This is a genomic window from Citrobacter freundii ATCC 8090 = MTCC 1658 = NBRC 12681 (assembly GCF_011064845.1).
Taxonomy (GTDB): Bacteria; Pseudomonadota; Gammaproteobacteria; order Enterobacterales; family Enterobacteriaceae; genus Citrobacter; species Citrobacter freundii.
On record NZ_CP049015.1, the window covers coordinates 1,062,850 to 1,081,581 of the forward strand.

Below are 18,732 nucleotides of genomic sequence, written 5' to 3' on the forward strand. Positions count from 1 at the left end.
TAAAGGTTAATACAATGAAGAAAAACAATGCGCCTTTATTTCAAGGATTTGTTTTAGGAAAAGGTGCGGTTAAGGAGCAGGTTTACCAAATCCTCCGCGATCACATCCTCGAAGGGCGATTGCCGCCAGGAACAAAAATGCCGTCAACCAGGGCGTTGTCCGAAATGATGTCAATTTCACGAAACTCAGCGATCGCCGGTTATGACCGGCTATTAGATGAAGGGTATATCCTGACTCGTAAAGGGTCTGGAACGTATGTCTCACATCATATTCCGGATCGGAGTATCAGCAATAGCTATCCAGAGATGGCGTTGGTGGACGTCGTATCGCCTGATGAGCAGGTTCACAGCCGAAATAATCCTGCTCGCGATTTATGGTCAAATGAGTATGAAGGGCGCGGCATGAACCGTCTATTTGCGGTTGGTGTCGGGTGTACGGATCTCTTCCCGCATGGGTTATGGGGAAAGCTACTGCAACGAGTCTGGAGACAATCCCGGCATCAACTGGGAGCTCACACTCATCCTTGCGGGTACCTTCCTTTGAGAAAAGCGGTTTGCCGCTACATTAAAACAACGCGTGGAGTGAACTGTAACGAAGATCAAATAATCATCGTAAATGGTATTCAGCAGGCATTGAACATTACTGCACGAGCATTGCTGTCGGCAGGAAATGACGTTTGGCTGGACGACCCGGGTTACAAAGGCGCCCGCGGAACCTTCATGTCTGTTGGTGCTATGGTGAGGCCGGTACCGGTAGATAGCGAAGGAATGAACGTCCGCTATGGTATTGATCATTTTCCTGACGCCAGGCTGGCCTATGTCGTCCCGTCGGATCAATATCCATTAAGTGGAACGTTGAGTTTATCCCGGCGTTTTGAGTTGCTGGAATGGGCGAAGTCGAATCAGGCATGGATATTTGAAGATGATTATAATAGTGAGTTCCGTTATGCCGACCGTTCTTTACAAGCTCTGCAAGGATTAGATCAGAATCAACGCGTAATCTATGCCGGAACATTTTCTAAAATGATGTACCCGGAATTCCGTTTAGGTTTTTTAGTTGTTCCGCCGGGTTTACAAGAACAGATTATGGTGACCAAATATTATTCCGATCTCGGCACCAGCTATCTTGAACAAGCAGTGATGGCAAATTTTATTGAGGAGGGGCACTATGCCAGTCATGTGCGTCGAATTCGCAAAGCATGCTATGAAAGAAGAACAGCGTTGGTCAATGCTATTCAATACTATCTTGCTGATAAAATGATTATTCAACCTTCAGACTCAGGCGTTCATATCGTATGTTGGTTGCAAAATGGGATGACTGGGAGTGAAGTTGAAGAGAAAGCCAGATTACTAGGGATGGGAATACTATCACTAAGTCGTTATTACCAGAGCGATGTCTCACGACAGGGGATTTTGATTGGTTTTGCAAATCATCCGGTAGAGGCAATTGTTGATGGGATTCGCCGTCTGGCTCAGGTTATTTAACTTATAATTTATTCAGCTCTTAGCATTAATGCAGTAAATACGTTTCTTTTGCTACGTGTAAAAATATTGTGCCTGTTTTTTGTACTATTAAATAGTGTGGATCTGTTAAAAACACGCATTGTGGTTCTTTTGGACTGCCCTGTTTGATCATACTCTGCGCTGGTTTAGCCCTGTTTTGTAAGAGGTATGGATATGTCGGGCATCTTTAATCAATTTCATCAACCCGTTGGTATGACTTTGTCTGACTGGAAAGGCGCACCCTTTCCACAGGCTCAGCAAATTACAGGTCGCTATTGTAAGCTTGAACGTATTAACGCCGAACGCCATGCAAAAGAGTTGTATGAAGCGTACTGCGAAGCAAGCGATTGTCGCGACTGGACATATCTGGCGGTCGGGCCTTTTGAGACCTTCGATACCTTCCAGGATTATGTAAAAAAGATGGAAGAACAGACCGATCCGATGCATTTTGCTGTGATCGATTTAACCAGTATGAAACCTGTTGGTACGTTTGCACTGATGCGGATTGATCCCTCAAATGGCGTGATCGAAGTTGGCCATGTTTCCTACTCCGTACGCATGAAACGTTCGCGAATCTCAACAGAAGTCATCTCATTGCTTTTAAAGTACGTTTTTGAGGATCTGGGCTATCGCCGTTTTGAATGGAAATGCGATGCTCTCAATGCTCCTTCCCGTGAGGCGGCGGAGCGCTTTGGCTTCAGTTTTGAAGGCATATTTCGTCAGGCTGTCGTCACGCGGGGGCGTAATCGAGATACCGCATGGTACTCAATCATTGACGGTGAGTACCCGTCACTTCGACCGGCCTACGATATGTGGCTCGATGAGCGTAATTTCGATAATCAGGGACGGCAGATTAGGCGTCTTGGCGAGCTGATGGAAAGGGGATAAAAAAGCTCCCCGAATAAACCGGGGAGCCAGAAAGCGTAGCGCCCGTGTAGAATTATCTCTGCCGCGACTCAAGCCAGACCAGCGCCAGCGTGGAGAGTCCGCACATCAACAGAATGCCGACAAACCAAAACAGATACCACATCGTACAGTCCTCCTTAATAAAGTTCGTGGTTGTGGCGGCGGATCGTTTCTACATTGATGCGCCCGAGCATTTTGTAATAACTCCACACGGTATAAAGCAGAACGATCGGTAGAAAAATCAGCACAATAACCAGCATGATACTGAGTGTCATCTGGCTGGAGGTGCTGTCCCACACCGTCAGGCTGGAGAGCGGATACGCGCTTGAAGGCATCACAAACGGAAACAGGGTGATTCCAGCGGTGAAGATCACGCAGGCCTGGCCCAGTGAAGCAAACAAAAATCCCCATACGGCCCGACGTTGTCCGCAGGCATAGATCGCGAGCATCGGGAAAATCATGCCAAGCAGCGGAATAATTAACAGCAGTGGTGACTGATAAAAGTGCGCCATCCACGCGCCCGGCGAGGTAGTTACTGCTTTTAATAACGGGTTGGAAGGACCATTAGGATCCTGGCTTAGCAACACATAGCCATCGATACCCGTCCATAGCCAGTAACCGGCTAACAGAAAGCAGAGCACGACCAGCATCGCGCTGCGGCGGGTAGCAGACAGCGCACGTTGGTGAAGAATGCCGTCGGTCTTCAACTGGAGCCACACGCCCCCTTGCAGAATAACCAGCATCAGGCTTAATGCGCCGCACAGCAGGGCAAAGGGTGAGAGTAACTGCCAGAAGGTGCCCAGGTATTGCACATGAAGCTGTGGAGTGAAGATAAAAGGCACGCCCAAAAAAAGGTTGCCGAACGCGACGCCGAAGATAACTGGAGGGACCAGACTGCCAATCACCAACCCGGTGTCCCACATGGCGCGCCAGCGTGCATTGGCTATTTTTCCACGATAATCAAAGGCCAACGGGCGAAAGAAAAGGGCGCACAGCACCAGAATCATCGCCACATAAAACCCTGAAAATGCCGCGGCATAGACCCGTGGCCAGGCCGCGAATAATGCACCGCCCGCCAGAATGAGCCACACCTGGTTACCTTCCCAGTGCGCTCCGACGCTATTGATTAGTACCCGACGCTCATCATCGTTACGCGCGATCAGCGGCAACAGGCAGCCAACCCCCATATCAAACCCGTCGGTGACCATAAATGCCACCAGGATGATGCCAATCAGCAGCCACCAGATGAGCCGCAACGTTTCATAATCCAACATGATTATCTCCTTTATCCCTGTTGTTGCGCTGGTTGTTGGTTATGCATTGCATCCGGGCCAAGGCGCGCGTATTTCTGCATCAGGTAGACTTCGGCAATTAAAAACAAGGTGTAAAGCGTGAGAATTAGCCCCATGGAGAAGGCCAGTTGGCCTGCGCTTAACGCGGAGTGGGCGTACCAGGTCGGCAAAATATCCTGAATCGCCCACGGCTGGCGGCCAAACTCCGTCATAAACCAGCCCGCTTCAATGGCAATCCACGGTAGCGGCAAGCTCCACAGCGTCATGTGCAGTACCCAGCGATGCTGGTCGATACGCCAGCGTAAGGTCTGTATCTGCGCAATCGCCATCACCAGCAGCAGAAGTGAACCGCATGCAATCATGATGCGAAAACTCCAGAATACCGGTGCTACTTGCGGGATCGCACCGCGTTGCGCGGCCTGATATTGCTCCGGAGTGACATGGTTCATATCAGGTGCGTAGTTCGCCAGCAGGATGCCGTAACCCAGATCTTTCTCCACAGCGTGAAAAGCGTTCAGTACCTGAGGCGTGCGGTTACCTTTGGCGATTTCCTGCACCAGCAGCCACGCTTTCCGACCTCGTTGCAGGCGGGGAAGAGCATCCTCCATCAGATTTTTCAGCCCCGGAACCGGCGTGTCTAAAGAGTGCGTGGCCAGGATGCCCAGCAGAGCCGGTATCTTCACAGCAAAGGCGTTACGTTCTTGCTCCTGCTGCGGCCAGGCGATGACATGAAAGGGCGCGGGTGCCGGTTCGGTTTGCCATTCGCCTTCCATTGCCGCCAGCTTTACCGGCTGGCGTTGGGCAACCTCATAGGCTGAGCTATCACCCAGTTGCAGGGTGCCGAGGATAGCCAGCGTGCCAAAAACGGAACCCACCGCGAAGGAACGCCGGGCGAACTCGCGATTGCGACCGCGCAGCAAATACCAGGCGCTGATGGACATCACAAACATGGCGCCGGTGACATAACCGGACATCACGGTATGCACAAATTTCACCTGGCTGATGGGGTTAAAGACCAGCTCGCTAAAGCTGCTCATCTCCATACGCAAGGTATCAATATTAAAGTGAGCGCCGGTTGGATATTGCATCCAGCCGTTGGCGTTGAGGATCCACAGGGCCGAGATATTGGAACCAAACGCGACCAGCCAGGTGACCATCAGGTGTTGGTATTTGGTTAAGCGTTGCCAGCCGAAGAAGAACAGACCAACGAACGTGGATTCGAGGAAGAAGGCCAGCAGGGCTTCCATTGCCAGAGGCGCGCCAAAAATATCGCCCACATAGTTAGAATAGAGCGACCAGTTAGTACCGAACTGAAACTCCATGGTCAGGCCGGTTGCCACGCCGAGCGCAAAGTTAATCCCGAATAACTTGCCCCAGAAACGTGTCATGTCGCGGTAGACTGTTTTGCCGGTCACCACATAAATGGTTTCCATGATGGCCAGCATAAAAATTAGCCCCAGCGTCAGGGGAACAAACAGAAAATGGTACAGCGCGGTCAGCGCAAACTGCCAACGCGATAAGTCAATGACGTCCCACATGCGAACTCCATCAGGCATTAGAGAGTGAATAGATAAGGAAGAAAACGCCAGACCCGCAGCATAAAAGCATGCGGGCCGGGAGAGGGGGTCAGGCCGGTGGACCGGATGCCAGCCAGCCGCAGACTTCATCCAGGCGCTGGAGCGAGTCGCGAAGATCTTCCGGCGCAGCCTGCACCAGTTCCGGTAATGGACAGATCTCATAACTTTCGAGCAGAAGCCCTTTCAGGGTATCCAGACAGCGCACATGCCAGACATGGCGCAGCGCCGTGGCGTCGATTTGGCTCTCGCCGTAGCCGATAGTGCGGATCTGGATGTGTCCTTCGCCACATAACCGAGCAAGAAACAGGCGATCCGCATCGCTAATCGGCAGTTGGGTGAGGTTAATGCTATGGGGTTGCAAGGCCGGATCGCGCACGTGCGCCAGCAGTTCCTGAGCCAGCGTCAGGCCATTCATTAGCCCGTCCACCGGCGGGGGCAACAGGCTGTCGTCCGGCAGTGTATTGAACGTTGCCGCCAGCCACAGTGCACGCGGTGCGCTGCCTGCTTCCAGATGCTCCTCCCACTGCCCGTTGTCATTCTGACAACGCACCCGCCAGATACCGCAGAAAATCGACTCCTGGATCTCGCACGCTCTGCCGTCAGCATGCTGGATGCGCACTGAAACTTCGCCTTCGCCGAGCAGTGTATTCAAAAACGTGAGATCGTCTGCGTTGAGCGCGGATAAATCCCATCCCAGCACGTCCTGTTTGGCGGGAATGCGCCTCCTGAGCTGCTGGCGCACATCGGCTAACAATGCCATCACCGCCGGGCTGTGCGGACAGTTTTCCAGTGATGCCATGCTGGGGTCGCTGTTGACCTGGCAGGTGAGGGGTAAGGGATTCATGCTGAAGCTGTCATCGTTCGGCTGCGTTCCCGGCCCCAGCAGATGAAAAAAAGTGTCGCTCATCGTTCAGACTCCGGCGGCGTGCGTGGTTCAACTAAGGGGCGCATCAGGTTGAGCAGATCGGCCCACGGGTGGATGCCGCTGAGAATGCCGCTCAGTTCGCCGTGGATAAACACCAGTGTGGCCGGGAAGCGGAATACGCCAAAACGATCGCCAATCTCCTCGCTATGCTCGAGATCCGCCATGGCAATGTGCCAGTCAAACTGGGGAAACTCGCGGAGCAACTCGGCAATCATCACTGGATTATCGCTGACTTCCGGTGTACGGCGGGGATCGCTACTGAGTAACACCACACCGTCGCGAACGTGGGTTATCCAGTCATCCAGTTCGGGCGCGGTTAGCGGCTGCCAGCCCCTGGCCAGCATACGTTGCCATAGAGCAGGAAAAGGATTGTCATTCAACATGTTGCTTATCTCTCCAGCGTTACGCGATACTGGCGAATATGCACGCCTTCATAGTTTTCCATCGACAGGCATTCATAGTTCAGGCAACGCGTTTCATCGTTGGTCTGTGGCACAATCCCCCACGCAGCCAGTTGCGTAAGTGCGGCCTGCTCCGCCGCCGGAAGCTGAGCACGCGCGATGTCGGTCAGGCTGCCGCCATAGTCGTCCAGCTGTACCGGTTGAAGTCCTACAAGGGCGATGTGCGGGGGCAGATGGCCGCGAATGTCCGCCAGCGCCAGCACTTCGGAGAAACTGTTCTGATGCAGACTCATTTTTTTGGCGCTGAGGTAACTGGGGACTTTTTCACCGGCGTAGGTTTGCAGGGTGCCCGGCGCGAGACCGTAGTCGATGGCGTCCAGCAACAGCAGATGACTGGCCTGCTCAACGTAGCCCAGCAGATTCAGCCCCTGCGTGCCGCCGTCGACGATCTCAACGTATTCCGGCCAGTGATAATGGGCGTACAGGCGTTCGGCGACGCGAATGCCAAAGCCTTCATCTGCCCACAGCAGGTTGCCTAGACCCATCACGATGACGTGTGGTTCGCTCATGACGCCTCCTTGTCGTGCTGACCTTTGGGAAATTTGTGGCTACGGTAGCCATTGACCATGGTGGAGATGACGGTATCGTCAGACATGATGTCCTCACGAATCGCCATATACACATGGCCTACGATGAAGGCGGCGATGAACCACATCCCCAACCGATGCCAGCTGTGAATATCGAGAGAGTTCCCACCGGTCCAGTAGAAAAACTCTGTCACATAGCGGAAAGGGGTAAAAATGGCGTACTGGCTATGTTCGCTGTATAAGGCAAAACCGGTGAGGATCATAAAAACGGAGAGCAGGAAATAACCGCACATCGCCGCCTGCGCGATGGGGTTATGACCGATATCATCTCCCGGTTTTTTTTCCAGAAACAGATACCAGCGCACCACCGAAAACGCGCCTCGCCACCAGCTGCGCCGCCAGACCGGCACGATAAACAACTCGCGTGAATAGCGGTTACCGACAAAGGCCCAGTAAATGCGCATCAGCAGGATCACCGTGAATACCATGGCGGCGGAGAAATGTATCAGCCGGATGTCGCCCATATAGAACAGATAAGTGGCCTCACCGCTGACCGACGGCAGCGGTCGGCCAATGAAGTATCCGGTCACCATCAACACCAACATGCAGCCGACCGTCAGCCAGTGCCACAAGCGCACAGGCGCTTCAAACACATAGTGGCTGATAGCGGTATCACGCGCCTCCCCGACGCGTGGGGATGTTTTTCCAGTCATCGTTCCGTTCCTTAACGCTTAGCGAACCTGGACGGCGATAAGTTCGCTGCCGTCGTCGCCGAGTACGTGGGTTGAACATGCCAGGCAGGGATCGAAGCTGTGCAAGGTGCGCAGGATCTCCAGCGGTTGATCCGGTATCGCCATTTGGGTGCCCATCAGCGCCGCCTCGTAAGCGCCAATTTGTCCCTTCGGATCGCGCGGGCTGGCATTCCAGGTGGTCGGCACCACACACTGATAGAGATCGATTTTCCCGTCGCGAATCGATGCCCAGTGACCTAAAGCGCCGCGCGGTGCTTCGGTAAAACCGATCCCGCGGCACTGCTGCGGCCAACTTTCTGGCTCCCATTTTTCGGTGTTTGCGGTCGCCAGATTGCCGTTTTTCAGGTTGGTCATTAGCTTGTCGAAGAAATATTGCAGTTTGCTCACGGCCCACTGAGCTTCGTGCGCGCGGCACAGAATACGCCCCAGCGTCGACTGCATACCCGAAAGCGGCAGCTTGAGGGCAGACATCATGCGATCGACGGATTCAATCGTGGCGGCATCCCCTTTGTGATAGGCAATCAGCGTGCGCGCCAGTGGTCCAACTTCCATGGCGTGTCCGCGCCAGCGCGGGGCTTTAATCCACGAATAGCGTTCCTGTTCGTTGAGCTGTTTGATATCAATATCGCTGCCTTTGACATCGCCCGGGTTATACCAGGGTTCAGTAATCCCTTCGAACGGGTGACGACCTAATTGATCGTCCGGATAACGGTACCAGGCATGATCGACAAACTCCTGAATTTGTTGCGGATCGGCCAGATCCACTGGCAGCACGTTTTTAAAATCACCGTTAATCACCGCACCGCCTGGCATCAACAGGCTCTTCGCGCTGAAGTCATTGGCGATATCCGGGAACGCGCCGTAGCTCAGGACGCACTTATCAGAAAGCCCGGTGCCAATCTGGCTCCAGGACTTATTGAACTGGCCGATAGCCAGCGCGTCAGGCACCATGACGTTGTTGATGAAATCAGTGGTGCGGGTGATGATCGACTGCACCAGGTTCAGGCGTTCCATATCGACTGCGCCAACCGCGCCGCGCTGATCGATATTAATCGCGCACGGCATACCGCCGACAATCCAGTTAGGATGCGGGTTCTTACCGCCAAACACCGTATGGATTTTGATGATCTCGCGCTGAAAATCGAGTGCTTCCAGATAATGGGCAAAGCCCATCAGGTTAGCCTCAGGCGACAGTTTGTACTGCGGATGACCCCAATAACCGTTGCGGAAAATCCCCAGTTGACCGCCGTCGACAAATTTCTTCAGGCGATTTTGGACGTCAAAAAAGTAGCCAGGGGAGGACTTCGGCCAGGCAGAAAGGCTCTGCGCCAGCTGCGATGTGGCGCGCGGATCTGCTTTCAGGGCATTCAACACGTCAATCCAATCCATTCCGGCTAACTGGTAAAAGTGCACCAGATGGTCGTGGCACCACAGCGTGGCCAGCATAATATTGCGAATGATGTTGGCGTTGTCGGGCACCTTGATGCCAATGGCATCTTCAATGGCATACACCGATGCTAGGGCATGTACGCCGGTGCATACTCCGCAAATCCGTTCGACAAAGGCCCAGGCATCGCGCGGGTCGCGACCTTGTAGAATGATCTCCAGTCCGCGGAACATAGTGCCGCAGGAAACCGCGTTGGTGATGATGTTCTGTTCATCAATGTTCACTTCACAACGCATATGGCCTTCAATGCGGGTTATGGGGTCCACAACCAGGCGGCGACCCGCATTGTTTAACGTATATCCCTGGGTTTGATACGAGTTGCTCATGCCTGGTTATCCTCTTTGTCCGGCTGCGGTTGTTCGGCTTCTGTTAACTGCTGTTTGTGGCGGTTATGTTGATTGACGGCGCTGGCGACTGCGTGGACGCCTACACCAGCCGCCACTACGCCGAGCGCGGTGAGGCCCACGGTGTCAGCGGTAGAATGCGTTCCCATCTGTGGAATATCGACCACGCGGCTGTAGAACGAACCGCGATCCCAGAAGCCGTTCTCCGAACATCCCAGACAACCGTGGCCGGACTGGATGGGGAAGGAAACGCCACCATTCCAGCGGGTGGTGGAACAGGCGTTATAGGTGGTTGGCCCCTTGCAGCCCATTTTGTATAGGCAATAGCCTTTGCGGGCAGCGTCATCGTCCCAACTTTCAACGAACTCCCCGGCGTCAAAGTGGGCGCGGCGGTAGCATTTGTCATGAATACGCTGACCATAAAACATCAGCGGACGCCCCAGACGATCGAGTTCCGGCAGCCTGTCAAAAGTCACCATGTAGGTAATGATGGCGCTCATGACGTCTGGAATCGGCGGGCAACCGGGCACTTTCACGATCGGCTTATCGGTAATCACTTTATCGATCGGTGTTGCCTGAGTTGGGTTAGGCCGGGCAGCCTGCACGCAGCCCCAGGATGCGCAGGTGCCCCAGGCGATAATCGCGCTGGCACCGGCGGCGGCTCTTTTAAGCTTTTCAATAAACGGTCGCCCGCCGCTAATGCAGAACATCCCTTGTTCTCCCAGCGGAGGATTACCTTCGACGGCCAGAATGTATCGGCCGTGGTAGCGGCTTAGAATGTCTTCAAAGACCTCTTCGGCCTGTGTTCCGGCGGCGGCCATCAGAGTGTCGTCGTAATCAAGGGAAATCAGAGAGAGGATGACGTCTTTGGCGAGTGGGTGAGAGGAGCGGATAAATGATTCGGTACAGCAGGTGCATTCCAGACCGTGGATCCAGACGACCGGGATCCGGGGTTTGTTTTCCAGCGCCCAGGCGATTCTGGGCGTCATTCCAGCCCCCAACCCTAGCGATGTTGCCGCGAGGCTACAATATTTAAGAAAACTGCGTCTGCTCACGCCCTTGCGGCGCATCGACTGATAAAAGGTCTCCTCGTTATTCGTATTCATAACACGCGTTTCTTCCCCCGTTGAGTTCTGGCGCACGCCGCCAGCGATAATCTAAAAAAGCCTATCCGATTAGCGGGGAGAAACAATGCAAAGTGTGTGGTTATGTCCTATTGCGATATTTTCGTGCCTGTTATCTGTTTTTCGCTTTTCGGCAATAAAAAACGCACAGGGGGGACCGCCCTGTGCGTCGGGTTTATCGCGGAAGAACTTAAACCCCAAGGCGATCGCGTAAGCTGTAATAGGCCGCGCCCATGGCGGTAAACGGAATGCGCAGGCTGCGGCCTCCCGGGAACGGGTAATGCGGCAGTTTGGCGAACGCGTCAAAACGCTCGGCATCCCCGCGCAGCAGTTCCGAAATCAGCCGTCCTGCCAGGTGGGTACAAGTCACGCCGTGGCCGCTGTAGCCCTGCATATAGTAAATGTTGGTATCAAGACGGCCGAACTGCGGCATGCGCGACAGCGTTAACAGGAAATTACCGGTCCAGCGGTAATCAATTTTTACCCCCTGCAATTGCGGGAAGGTCTTCAGCAGTTTCGGCATTACCAGACGCTCAATATCGTCCGGATCGCGAGCGCCGTAGACAACACCGCCGCCGTACAGCAGGCGGTTATCGCCGGTCAGACGGTAGTAATCCAGCAGGTAGTTACAATCTTCCACGCAGTAGTTTTTCGGGATCAGCGAGCGCGCCATCTCCGCCGACAGCGGTTCGGTGGTTAACACCTGCGTGCCGCACGGCATGCTGCTTTTTGCCAGCGCAGGTTCCAGTTTGTCGCCGAGGTAGGCGTTGCCCGCGACAATCACAAAACGTGCCGTAACCTGACCTTTTTCGGTGCTGACAACCGCCGGGGTGGTGTGCTGAATACGCGTCACAGGCGATTGTTCGAAGACGCGCCCGCCGTTCAGACGAATGGCGTTAGCCTCGCCAATCGCCAGGTTTAGCGGATGAATATGACCACCGCTGTGGTCGAGTAGCGCGCCGACATAACGATCGCTGCTGACTTCGCGGCGAATTTCGCTGCTATCCAACAGTTCAAGCTGCGTATTGCCGTAGCGTTCCCAGTTCGATTTCTGCTCCTCCAGCGTTTCCATCTGTTTGTGGTTCAGGGCCACAAACAGCCCGCCAGGACGATAGTCGCAGTCGATCTGATAACGTTTGATACGTTCGCGAATGATATTGCCGCCTTCAAACATCATACTGCCAAGCATTTTAGCGGCGTCCGGGCCGTAGGTGCGTTCAATGACGTCGATATCGCGACTGTAGGAGTTCACCAACTGACCACCGTTGCGCCCGCTGGCTCCGAAGCCAATTCGTGCGGATTCCAGTAGCACCACGTCGTAACCCATCTCTGATAAATGCAGGGCGGAGGAGAGTCCTGTATAACCACCGCCCACGACGCAAACATCACAGCTTACCGATTCGCTAAGGGTCGGGAACGGTTCGTATTGATTGGCGCTTGCGGCGTAATAACTGCTGGTATGTTCAGTCATGATTAAGACTCCAGGGAGATCCAGATGGTTTTTAATTCGCTAAATTTTTCCAGCGCATGCAGGGATTTATCGCGTCCGTTACCGCTTTGTTTATAGCCGCCGAATGGCACGGTCATATCACCGTCGTTGTAGTTATTCACGAAGACCGAACCGGCCTTCAGGCGGCGACTCATGCGGTGCGCGCGCGACAAATCGCGGGTCCAGACCGCGGCGCCCAGACCGTAGTCGCTGTCGTTGGCCAGCGCCAGAGCTTCGGCTTCACTGCTAAAACGAGTGATGACCAGTACCGGGCCGAAGATCTCATCGCGGCTGACGTGGGCTTGCGGCGCGGTGTCGACAAAAATAGTCGGGCCGATGGCCGCCGGGTGTACGTGGCTGCGGCCATCCAGCGCCAGCGTGCCTTGCGCTTCACCGTCGCGAATAAAACTGTGAACGGTGTCGGCATGCGTGTTGTCGATAAGCGTGCCCATCGTGGTTTCCGGATCCAGCGGGTTGCCCGGCTGCCAGTTTTTCGCCTGCTCTTTTAAAAGCGCGATAAACTCGTCGGCAATACTTTCTTCCAGCAGCAGACGTGTACCGGCGATACAAACCTGGCCCTGATTATAGAAAATACCTGCCGCTGCATTAGCGGCGGCTTTCGGCAGATCCGGGCAATCGGCAAATACGATGTTGGCACTTTTACCGCCGGCCTCCAGCCAGACGCGTTTCATGTTGCTGTCGCCAGCATCTTTGAGCAGTTGCTTGCCGGTGCGGGTCGAGCCGGTAAACGTGATCACATCAACATCCGGATGCAGCGACAGTGCCTGGCCCGCTTCGTGACCGTACCCGCTCACAACGCTGAGCACGCCATCGGGCAAACCTGCTTTTTTAGCCAGTGCGGCCAGGCGAATCGCGGTCAGCGGTGATTTTTCGGAAGGCTTGAGGATCACGCTGTTACCCGCAGCCAGAGCCGGGCCGAGCTTCCAGCAGGCCAGCAGCAGGGGAAAATTCCACGGCACGATGGCCGCAATCACGCCCACCGGTTCGCGGACAATCAGCGCTAAATCGTTCACCGAGGTAGTGGCAACTTCACCATAGACTTTATCTATCGCCTCGGCGTACCAACGGATGGCGCGTGCCGCGCCGGGAATATCATCACGCAGGCTATGGCGAATCGGTTTACCGGTGTCGAGCGTTTCCAGTAGCGCCAGCTCCTCGTGATGCTGCTCCATTAAATCGGCGAGTTTGTGCAGCACCGCTTTGCGCTCTGCGGGTGATGCCTGCGACCAGTCCCCGCGTTCAAACACGGTGCGGGCTGCGGTGACCGCGCGGTCAACATCCGCTTTTTTGCCGCGGGCGACTTTGGCGAGCGGGCGTTGTCCTGCCGGATCCTGGGTAATAAAGGTTTCGTTATCGGCGGCGGCACAATATTCGCCGTTAATAAATAAACGGGTTTCCGGTGAATAATGGCTGGCTTTCTCACGCCAATATTTAAGATTCTGAAAGTTCATAGCTACTCCTTTTATATCAATAAGATAAAGTTCGTTGCTGATCTTTTTCAGGCAAAATCAGGCTGCACGATACCCCAGGGATGTACCCTGTTAATGCGCGTTATTTAAGAAGGCCTGAGAAATTCAGGCCGTTACTGATTAGAACGTGGTGGGAGTGTGGGCACTGATGATGCGGCAGATCCCCGCCGAGGTGTTGCTGAAGCTGTGTGGTATGCCGGTGTTAATGGCATAGCTTTGCCCTGCAACAAGAGGATACGTTTGACCGTTGATGGTCAGTATCACTTCACCTTCCAGTATTGTGCCAATCTCTTCACCCTGATGTTTAATTCTCTCCCCGGTTGTCGTGCCTGGCTGATAGGTTTCAAACATCATTGCCAGCGTACGATTCGGATTTCCGTTGTGTACCAGCTTCATGGATACTCCCTGACTCCCGATCTCAATCAAATCATCCTGATTGATAACCACCTGCGGTTCGTCAGGCTTTTCCGGTTCCGCGAAGAACTCGGAGAGCGACAGCCCATATACTTTCAATAGCTTTTGCAGCGTACTGATGGCAGGACTGACTTTATCCTGCTCTATGGTGCTGATGGCGCTATGCGTTAACCCAGACAGTTCGGCGGCACGACGCTGCGAAAGACCCAATTGCTGGCGGATCTCTGACAAACGTTTACCCGGCGCCAGGCCGTCATCGCTCATAATTGCATTTCCTTAACTGTAGTGGTCAGAGTCGCTGTTTTTCAGCGAGGTGGTTCTGACAAGCGGTGATAAAACCTTCAAGTAACAAACGCGACAGGGCGTATTCGCTACTGTTCCATTCCGGGTGCCACTGCACGCCGAGCGCGAAAGGATGGTCATGGACGCTGGCCGCTTCCACTAATCCATCCTGCGAGCGTGCTTCCACGCGCAGCTGCGGGCCAAGGGTTTTTGCGCCCTGACCATGCAAGGAGTTAACCCAAAACGTGCTGCAACCTGGTATTAACTGAGATAGCAATCCTCCCTGTTGAACCTGGACTTCATGAGATGGCGCATATTGCTGCTCCACCGGGAGTTCCGCATCTTCACGATGTTCCAGGAACTGTGAGTGATCGCACAGGCGACGATACAGAGTCCCGCCAGTGGCGACAACTAATTCCTGTAAGCCCCGGCAGATGGCGAAAATGGGAATGCGCCTTTCGAGCCCGGCGGTAATTAGCGCCATGCTCAGAAGATCACGCCCGGGATCGGCGTCAGACTCATCGCCATTTTCACCATAGAGGTGCGGCTGCACATTGCTTGGGCTTCCTGGCAGGAAGATACCATCCAGTTTCGGTAACAGCGCGTTCAGCAATTCGGGTTCCGCGAGCGCATGGGGCAGCGCTATCGGTAATCCACCGGCATTTAATACCGCATTCAGGTACTTTTCTTGCAGAGTCTGGGTCTCATGACCCTTAAGCCTGTTCCTACACATCACTACACCAATAACTGGCTTGTCAAATATATTGCCCATGATCGACCTCACGTTTTGGAATAAATTATTGCCAAACGGTTCCTTGTTGTGCAATTCCGTTCATTATTTTCTCAATCTAGCAGCGGAATAACCTTCTAGCAAACTTAATTTAACATTTGACAAACAATTTGTTTGCATCCAGAGTCGAATGGTGGACATTATATTTAACAGTCAAATCACAGAGCAGCTTACCAGGCCAACGGCGGTGAATCATGGAAACCAATATCGTAGAAGTTGAGAATTTTGTTCAGCATTCTGAAGAGAGACGAAGTAGCGCGTTTGCGCGCGAAGTTAAGCAGTATCTGGAACGCTATCCTAATACGCAGTATGTGGATGTGCTGTTAACCGACCTTAATGGTTGTTTTCGCGGTAAGCGCCTCCCGGTTGCTGGATTGCATAAGTTAGAGAAAGGCTGCTATTTCCCGGCATCTGTTTTCGCGATGGATATTCTTGGCAATGTGGTCGAAGAGGCGGGATTAGGCCAGGAGCTTGGCGAACCGGATCGGACTTGTGTACCGGTGGCAGGCACGTTAACCCCTTCGGCCGCCGATCCTGAATTTATTGCACAGATGATGCTGACGATGCTGGATGAAGATGGCGCTCCCTTTGACGTTGAGCCGCGGAACGTACTGAACCGACTCTGGCAGAAACTTCGCCAGCGCGGTCTGTTCCCCGTCGTAGCGGTAGAGCTGGAGTTCTATTTACTCGATCGTAAGCGCGATCCCGAAGGTTATCTGCAGCCGCCGTGCGCGCCGGGTACGGACGATCGCAATACCCAAAGTCAGGTTTACTCGGTTGATAACCTGAACCATTTTGCTGATGTGTTAAACGATATCGATGAACTGGCCCGTTTACAGCTGATCCCGGCTGACGGCGCAGTGGCTGAAGCCTCCCCTGGGCAGTTTGAAATCAACCTCTACCATACCGATAACGTGCTCGACGCCTGCGACGACGCGCTGGCGTTGAAACGTCTGGTACGGCTGGTGGCGGAGAAACATAAGAGGCATGCCACGTTTATGGCAAAGCCTTATGAGGAACACGCAGGGAGCGGGATGCATATCCACATCAGCATTATGAATAACAAAGGCGAGAACGTGCTGGCCGATGCGAATGGCGATGATTCCATGTTACTTAAGCGTGCGCTTGCCGGGATGATTGATCTGATGCCCGCATCAATGGCGCTGCTGGCGCCGAATGTGAACTCCTATCGCCGCTTCCAGCCGGGTATGTATGTGCCGACTCAGGCTTCCTGGGGGCATAACAACCGTACGGTGGCGCTGCGTATTCCCTGCGGCGATCGTGATAACCATCGGGTTGAATATCGCGTGGCAGGGGCGGATGCCAACCCGTATCTGGTGATGTCGACCATCCTGGCGGGGATCCTTCACGGTCTGGATAACGATCTGCCGCTGCAGGAAGAGGTGGAAGGCAACGGACTGGAGCAGGAAGGGCTACCGTTTCCTATCCGCCAGAGCGATGCGCTGTGGGAGTTTATGCAAAACGACAGTCTGCGTGAATTATTGGGTGAGCGTTTTAGCCACGTGTATCACGCCTGTAAAAACGATGAATTAATCCAGTTTGAACGTCTTATCACCGACACTGAAATTGAGTGGATGTTGAAAAACGCCTGACAGTCGTACAGGTCATTTAAAAAGAAGTCGCATCATGCGGGCTGAGCGGAGCCAGCCCGTCAAAATTGCAGGAATACCTGCCATTTCCCGGATGTCGCGTAATGGAGCGCGGGCGACAACGGGTCTTCAGATAACCGACAGAGTTTGTGACGAGGAAATGTGATGATGCCAATGTTTAAAAACCAGCCCCGCGTGAGCATCCATGGCTCCCGCAGTAAGTACGGACCGCATCTGTGCCGTGCAACATTGACGCCTTTCTTATGGCTTTCTACCCCGATACGACCCAGGTCTGCTGTTCCCACATTTCGAACGCAGATCTGGGCTCGTCGCGGGGAGGAAAGCTATGTCGACTAATTCTTCTGTGGATCTTGCAGCCCAGCCGGGCAAAGCACAGCTGCGTAAATCTCTCAAGCTGTGGCAGGTAGTGGTGATGGGGCTGGCCTATCTCACGCCGATGACAGTGTTTGACACCTTTGGCATTGTTTCGGGTATCAGCAATGGCCATGTTCCAGCCTCCTACCTGCTGGCCCTGGCGGGCGTACTGTTTACCGCCATCAGTTACGGAAAGCTGGTGCGCCAGTTTCCGCAGGCCGGTTCGGCCTATACCTATGCGCAAAAAGCGATTAATCCGCATGTGGGGTTTATGGTCGGCTGGTCGTCACTGCTTGACTACCTTTTCCTGCCGATGATTAACGTACTATTGGCGAAAATTTACCTTTCCGCGTTATTCCCGGGGGTTGCGCCATGGATTTGGGTGGTGCTGTTCGTGGCGATCCTTACCGCGGCCAATTTGAAAAGCGTTAACCTGGTGGCGAACTTCAATGCCCTGTTTGTCCTGGTGCAGGTGGCGATCATCGTGGTGTTTATTTTCCTCGTGGTGCAGGGGCTGCACAAAGGCGAAGGGGTCGGGACCGTCTGGTCGTTGCAACCGTTTATTAGTCAGAATGCGCATTTGATTCCGATTATCACCGGGGCGACCATTGTCTGCTTCTCGTTTCTCGGGTTTGACGCGGTAACGACTCTCTCTGAAGAGACGCCAGATGCTGCGCGCACCATTCCAAAAGCCATTTTTCTTACCGCGCTGTACGGTGGACTGATCTTCATTGCCGCTTCGTTCTTTATGCAACTGTTCTTCCCGGACATTAGCCGATTCAAAGACCCGGATGCGGCGCTGCCGGAGATTGCGCTGTACGTCGGCGGCAAGTTGTTCCAGTCTATTTTTCTGTGCACCACCTTTGTGAATACGCTGGCGTCAGGTCTGGCGTCGCATGCCAGCGTTTCTCGCCTGCTGTATGTGATGGGCCGCGATAACGTCTTCCCGGAGAAGTACTTTGGTTATGTCCATCCCAAATGGCGTACTCCCGCGTTGAACGTCATCATGGTCGGGATTGTGGCGCTGTCGGCCCTGTTTTTTGATCTGGTGACCGCTACGGCGCTGATTAACTTTGGCGCGTTGGTGGCCTTTACCTTCGTTAATCTGTCCGTGTTTAACCACTTCTGGCGTCGTGAAGGACGTAAGCATACCTGGCAGGAAAAGTTGCACTATCTGGTATTGCCAATGGTCGGTGCCGCCACGGTAGCCGTACTATGGGTGAATCTGGAAGTGACATCGCTGACGCTGGGACTGGTATGGGCCGGCGTTGGGCTGGTGTATCTCGCGTACCTGACCGGACGCTTTCGTAAACCGCCGCCGCAGTTTGACGCCGCGAAATCTGAGCGCGCATGGGAGTGATGGAAACGGAATCGGCAGAGATCTGGTAATGACGATTAATATTTAGCAGTGGCCAGATTTACACC

At 53.9% G+C, this 18,732-nt stretch carries 17 protein-coding genes; 4 read left to right on the forward strand and 13 right to left on the reverse strand.

Annotated features, from left to right (window positions below):
* Nucleotides 1–14: 14 nt before the first annotated feature.
* Nucleotides 15–1,484: a MocR-like pyridoxine biosynthesis transcription factor PdxR gene (gene pdxR / locus G4551_RS05110; protein WP_003838735.1), complete on the forward strand. Its 1,470-nt coding sequence runs from the start codon at nucleotides 15–17 to the stop codon at nucleotides 1,482–1,484.
* 192 nt (nucleotides 1,485–1,676) lie between these two features.
* Nucleotides 1,677–2,390, forward strand: a complete 714-nt coding sequence (locus G4551_RS05115; RefSeq protein ID WP_003838733.1) for a GNAT family N-acetyltransferase — start codon at nucleotides 1,677–1,679, stop codon at nucleotides 2,388–2,390.
* A gap of 52 nt (nucleotides 2,391–2,442) precedes the next feature.
* Here G4551_RS05115 and cbdX read toward each other — a convergent pair whose 3' ends face one another.
* From cbdX to puuD, 13 genes are all read right to left on the reverse strand, one after another.
* Entirely contained in the window at nucleotides 2,443–2,532 is a 90-nt protein-coding gene (gene cbdX / locus G4551_RS05120) for a cytochrome bd-II oxidase subunit CbdX (protein WP_003838732.1), read from the reverse strand.
* Between the two features lie 13 nt (nucleotides 2,533–2,545).
* Nucleotides 2,546–3,682: a cytochrome d ubiquinol oxidase subunit II gene (gene appB / locus G4551_RS05125; protein ID WP_003838730.1), complete on the reverse strand. Its 1,137-nt coding sequence runs from the start codon at nucleotides 3,680–3,682 to the stop codon at nucleotides 2,546–2,548.
* An 11-nt stretch (nucleotides 3,683–3,693) separates the two neighbouring features.
* The gene (gene appC, locus G4551_RS05130) at nucleotides 3,694–5,238 is read right to left on the reverse strand and encodes a cytochrome bd-II oxidase subunit 1 (RefSeq protein ID WP_003838728.1); all 1,545 of its coding nucleotides are present in this window, start codon (nucleotides 5,236–5,238) and stop codon (nucleotides 3,694–3,696) included.
* Between the two features lie 88 nt (nucleotides 5,239–5,326).
* Nucleotides 5,327–6,184 carry a hydrogenase expression/formation protein gene (locus tag G4551_RS05135; RefSeq protein WP_003838727.1) on the reverse strand — a complete coding sequence of 286 codons (858 nt, stop codon included), beginning with the start codon at nucleotides 6,182–6,184 and terminating at the stop codon, nucleotides 5,327–5,329.
* Entirely contained in the window at nucleotides 6,181–6,585 is a 405-nt protein-coding gene (hyaE, locus tag G4551_RS05140; protein ID WP_003838724.1) for a hydrogenase-1 operon protein HyaE, read from the reverse strand. The genes G4551_RS05135 and hyaE overlap by 4 nt, the downstream gene beginning before the upstream one ends.
* Nucleotides 6,586–6,590: 5 nt before the next feature.
* The gene (hyaD, locus tag G4551_RS05145; RefSeq protein ID WP_003838722.1) at nucleotides 6,591–7,172 is read right to left on the reverse strand and encodes a hydrogenase 1 maturation protease; all 582 of its coding nucleotides are present in this window, start codon (nucleotides 7,170–7,172) and stop codon (nucleotides 6,591–6,593) included.
* Nucleotides 7,169–7,903: a Ni/Fe-hydrogenase b-type cytochrome subunit gene (gene hyaC, locus G4551_RS05150; protein WP_003838720.1), complete on the reverse strand. Its 735-nt coding sequence runs from the start codon at nucleotides 7,901–7,903 to the stop codon at nucleotides 7,169–7,171. Before hyaC ends, hyaD begins: the two co-directional genes overlap by 4 nt.
* An 18-nt stretch (nucleotides 7,904–7,921) precedes the next feature.
* Nucleotides 7,922–9,715, reverse strand: a complete 1,794-nt coding sequence (gene hyaB / locus G4551_RS05155; RefSeq protein ID WP_003838718.1) for a Ni/Fe-hydrogenase large subunit — start codon at nucleotides 9,713–9,715, stop codon at nucleotides 7,922–7,924.
* Nucleotides 9,712–10,839, reverse strand: a complete 1,128-nt coding sequence (gene hyaA / locus G4551_RS05160; RefSeq protein WP_071524300.1) for a hydrogenase 1 small subunit — start codon at nucleotides 10,837–10,839, stop codon at nucleotides 9,712–9,714. Before hyaA ends, hyaB begins: the two co-directional genes overlap by 4 nt.
* Before the next feature lie 208 nt (nucleotides 10,840–11,047).
* Complete coding sequence (locus tag G4551_RS05165) at nucleotides 11,048–12,328, reverse strand: NAD(P)/FAD-dependent oxidoreductase (protein WP_003838714.1); 1,281 nt, start codon at nucleotides 12,326–12,328, stop codon at nucleotides 11,048–11,050.
* Nucleotides 12,329–12,330: 2 nt separating this feature from the next.
* Nucleotides 12,331–13,818: an aldehyde dehydrogenase PuuC gene (gene puuC, locus G4551_RS05170; RefSeq protein WP_003838712.1), complete on the reverse strand. Its 1,488-nt coding sequence runs from the start codon at nucleotides 13,816–13,818 to the stop codon at nucleotides 12,331–12,333.
* A 138-nt stretch (nucleotides 13,819–13,956) separates the two neighbouring features.
* A complete protein-coding gene (puuR, locus tag G4551_RS05175) occupies nucleotides 13,957–14,514 on the reverse strand; it encodes an HTH-type transcriptional regulator PuuR (protein WP_003830877.1) in 558 nt (185 codons plus the stop codon).
* Between the two features lie 25 nt (nucleotides 14,515–14,539).
* Entirely contained in the window at nucleotides 14,540–15,304 is a 765-nt protein-coding gene (gene puuD, locus G4551_RS05180) for a gamma-glutamyl-gamma-aminobutyrate hydrolase (protein ID WP_003838709.1), read from the reverse strand.
* Nucleotides 15,305–15,516: 212 nt separating this feature from the next.
* Here puuD and G4551_RS05185 point away from each other — a divergent pair, with 212 nt between their 5' ends.
* Together G4551_RS05185 and G4551_RS05190 are read left to right on the forward strand one after the other, a co-directional pair.
* Complete coding sequence (locus G4551_RS05185; protein WP_003838707.1) at nucleotides 15,517–16,935, forward strand: glutamine synthetase family protein; 1,419 nt, start codon at nucleotides 15,517–15,519, stop codon at nucleotides 16,933–16,935.
* Between the two features lie 343 nt (nucleotides 16,936–17,278).
* Nucleotides 17,279–18,667, forward strand: a complete 1,389-nt coding sequence (locus tag G4551_RS05190) for an APC family permease (RefSeq protein WP_003838705.1) — start codon at nucleotides 17,279–17,281, stop codon at nucleotides 18,665–18,667.
* Nucleotides 18,668–18,732 lie beyond the last annotated feature (65 nt).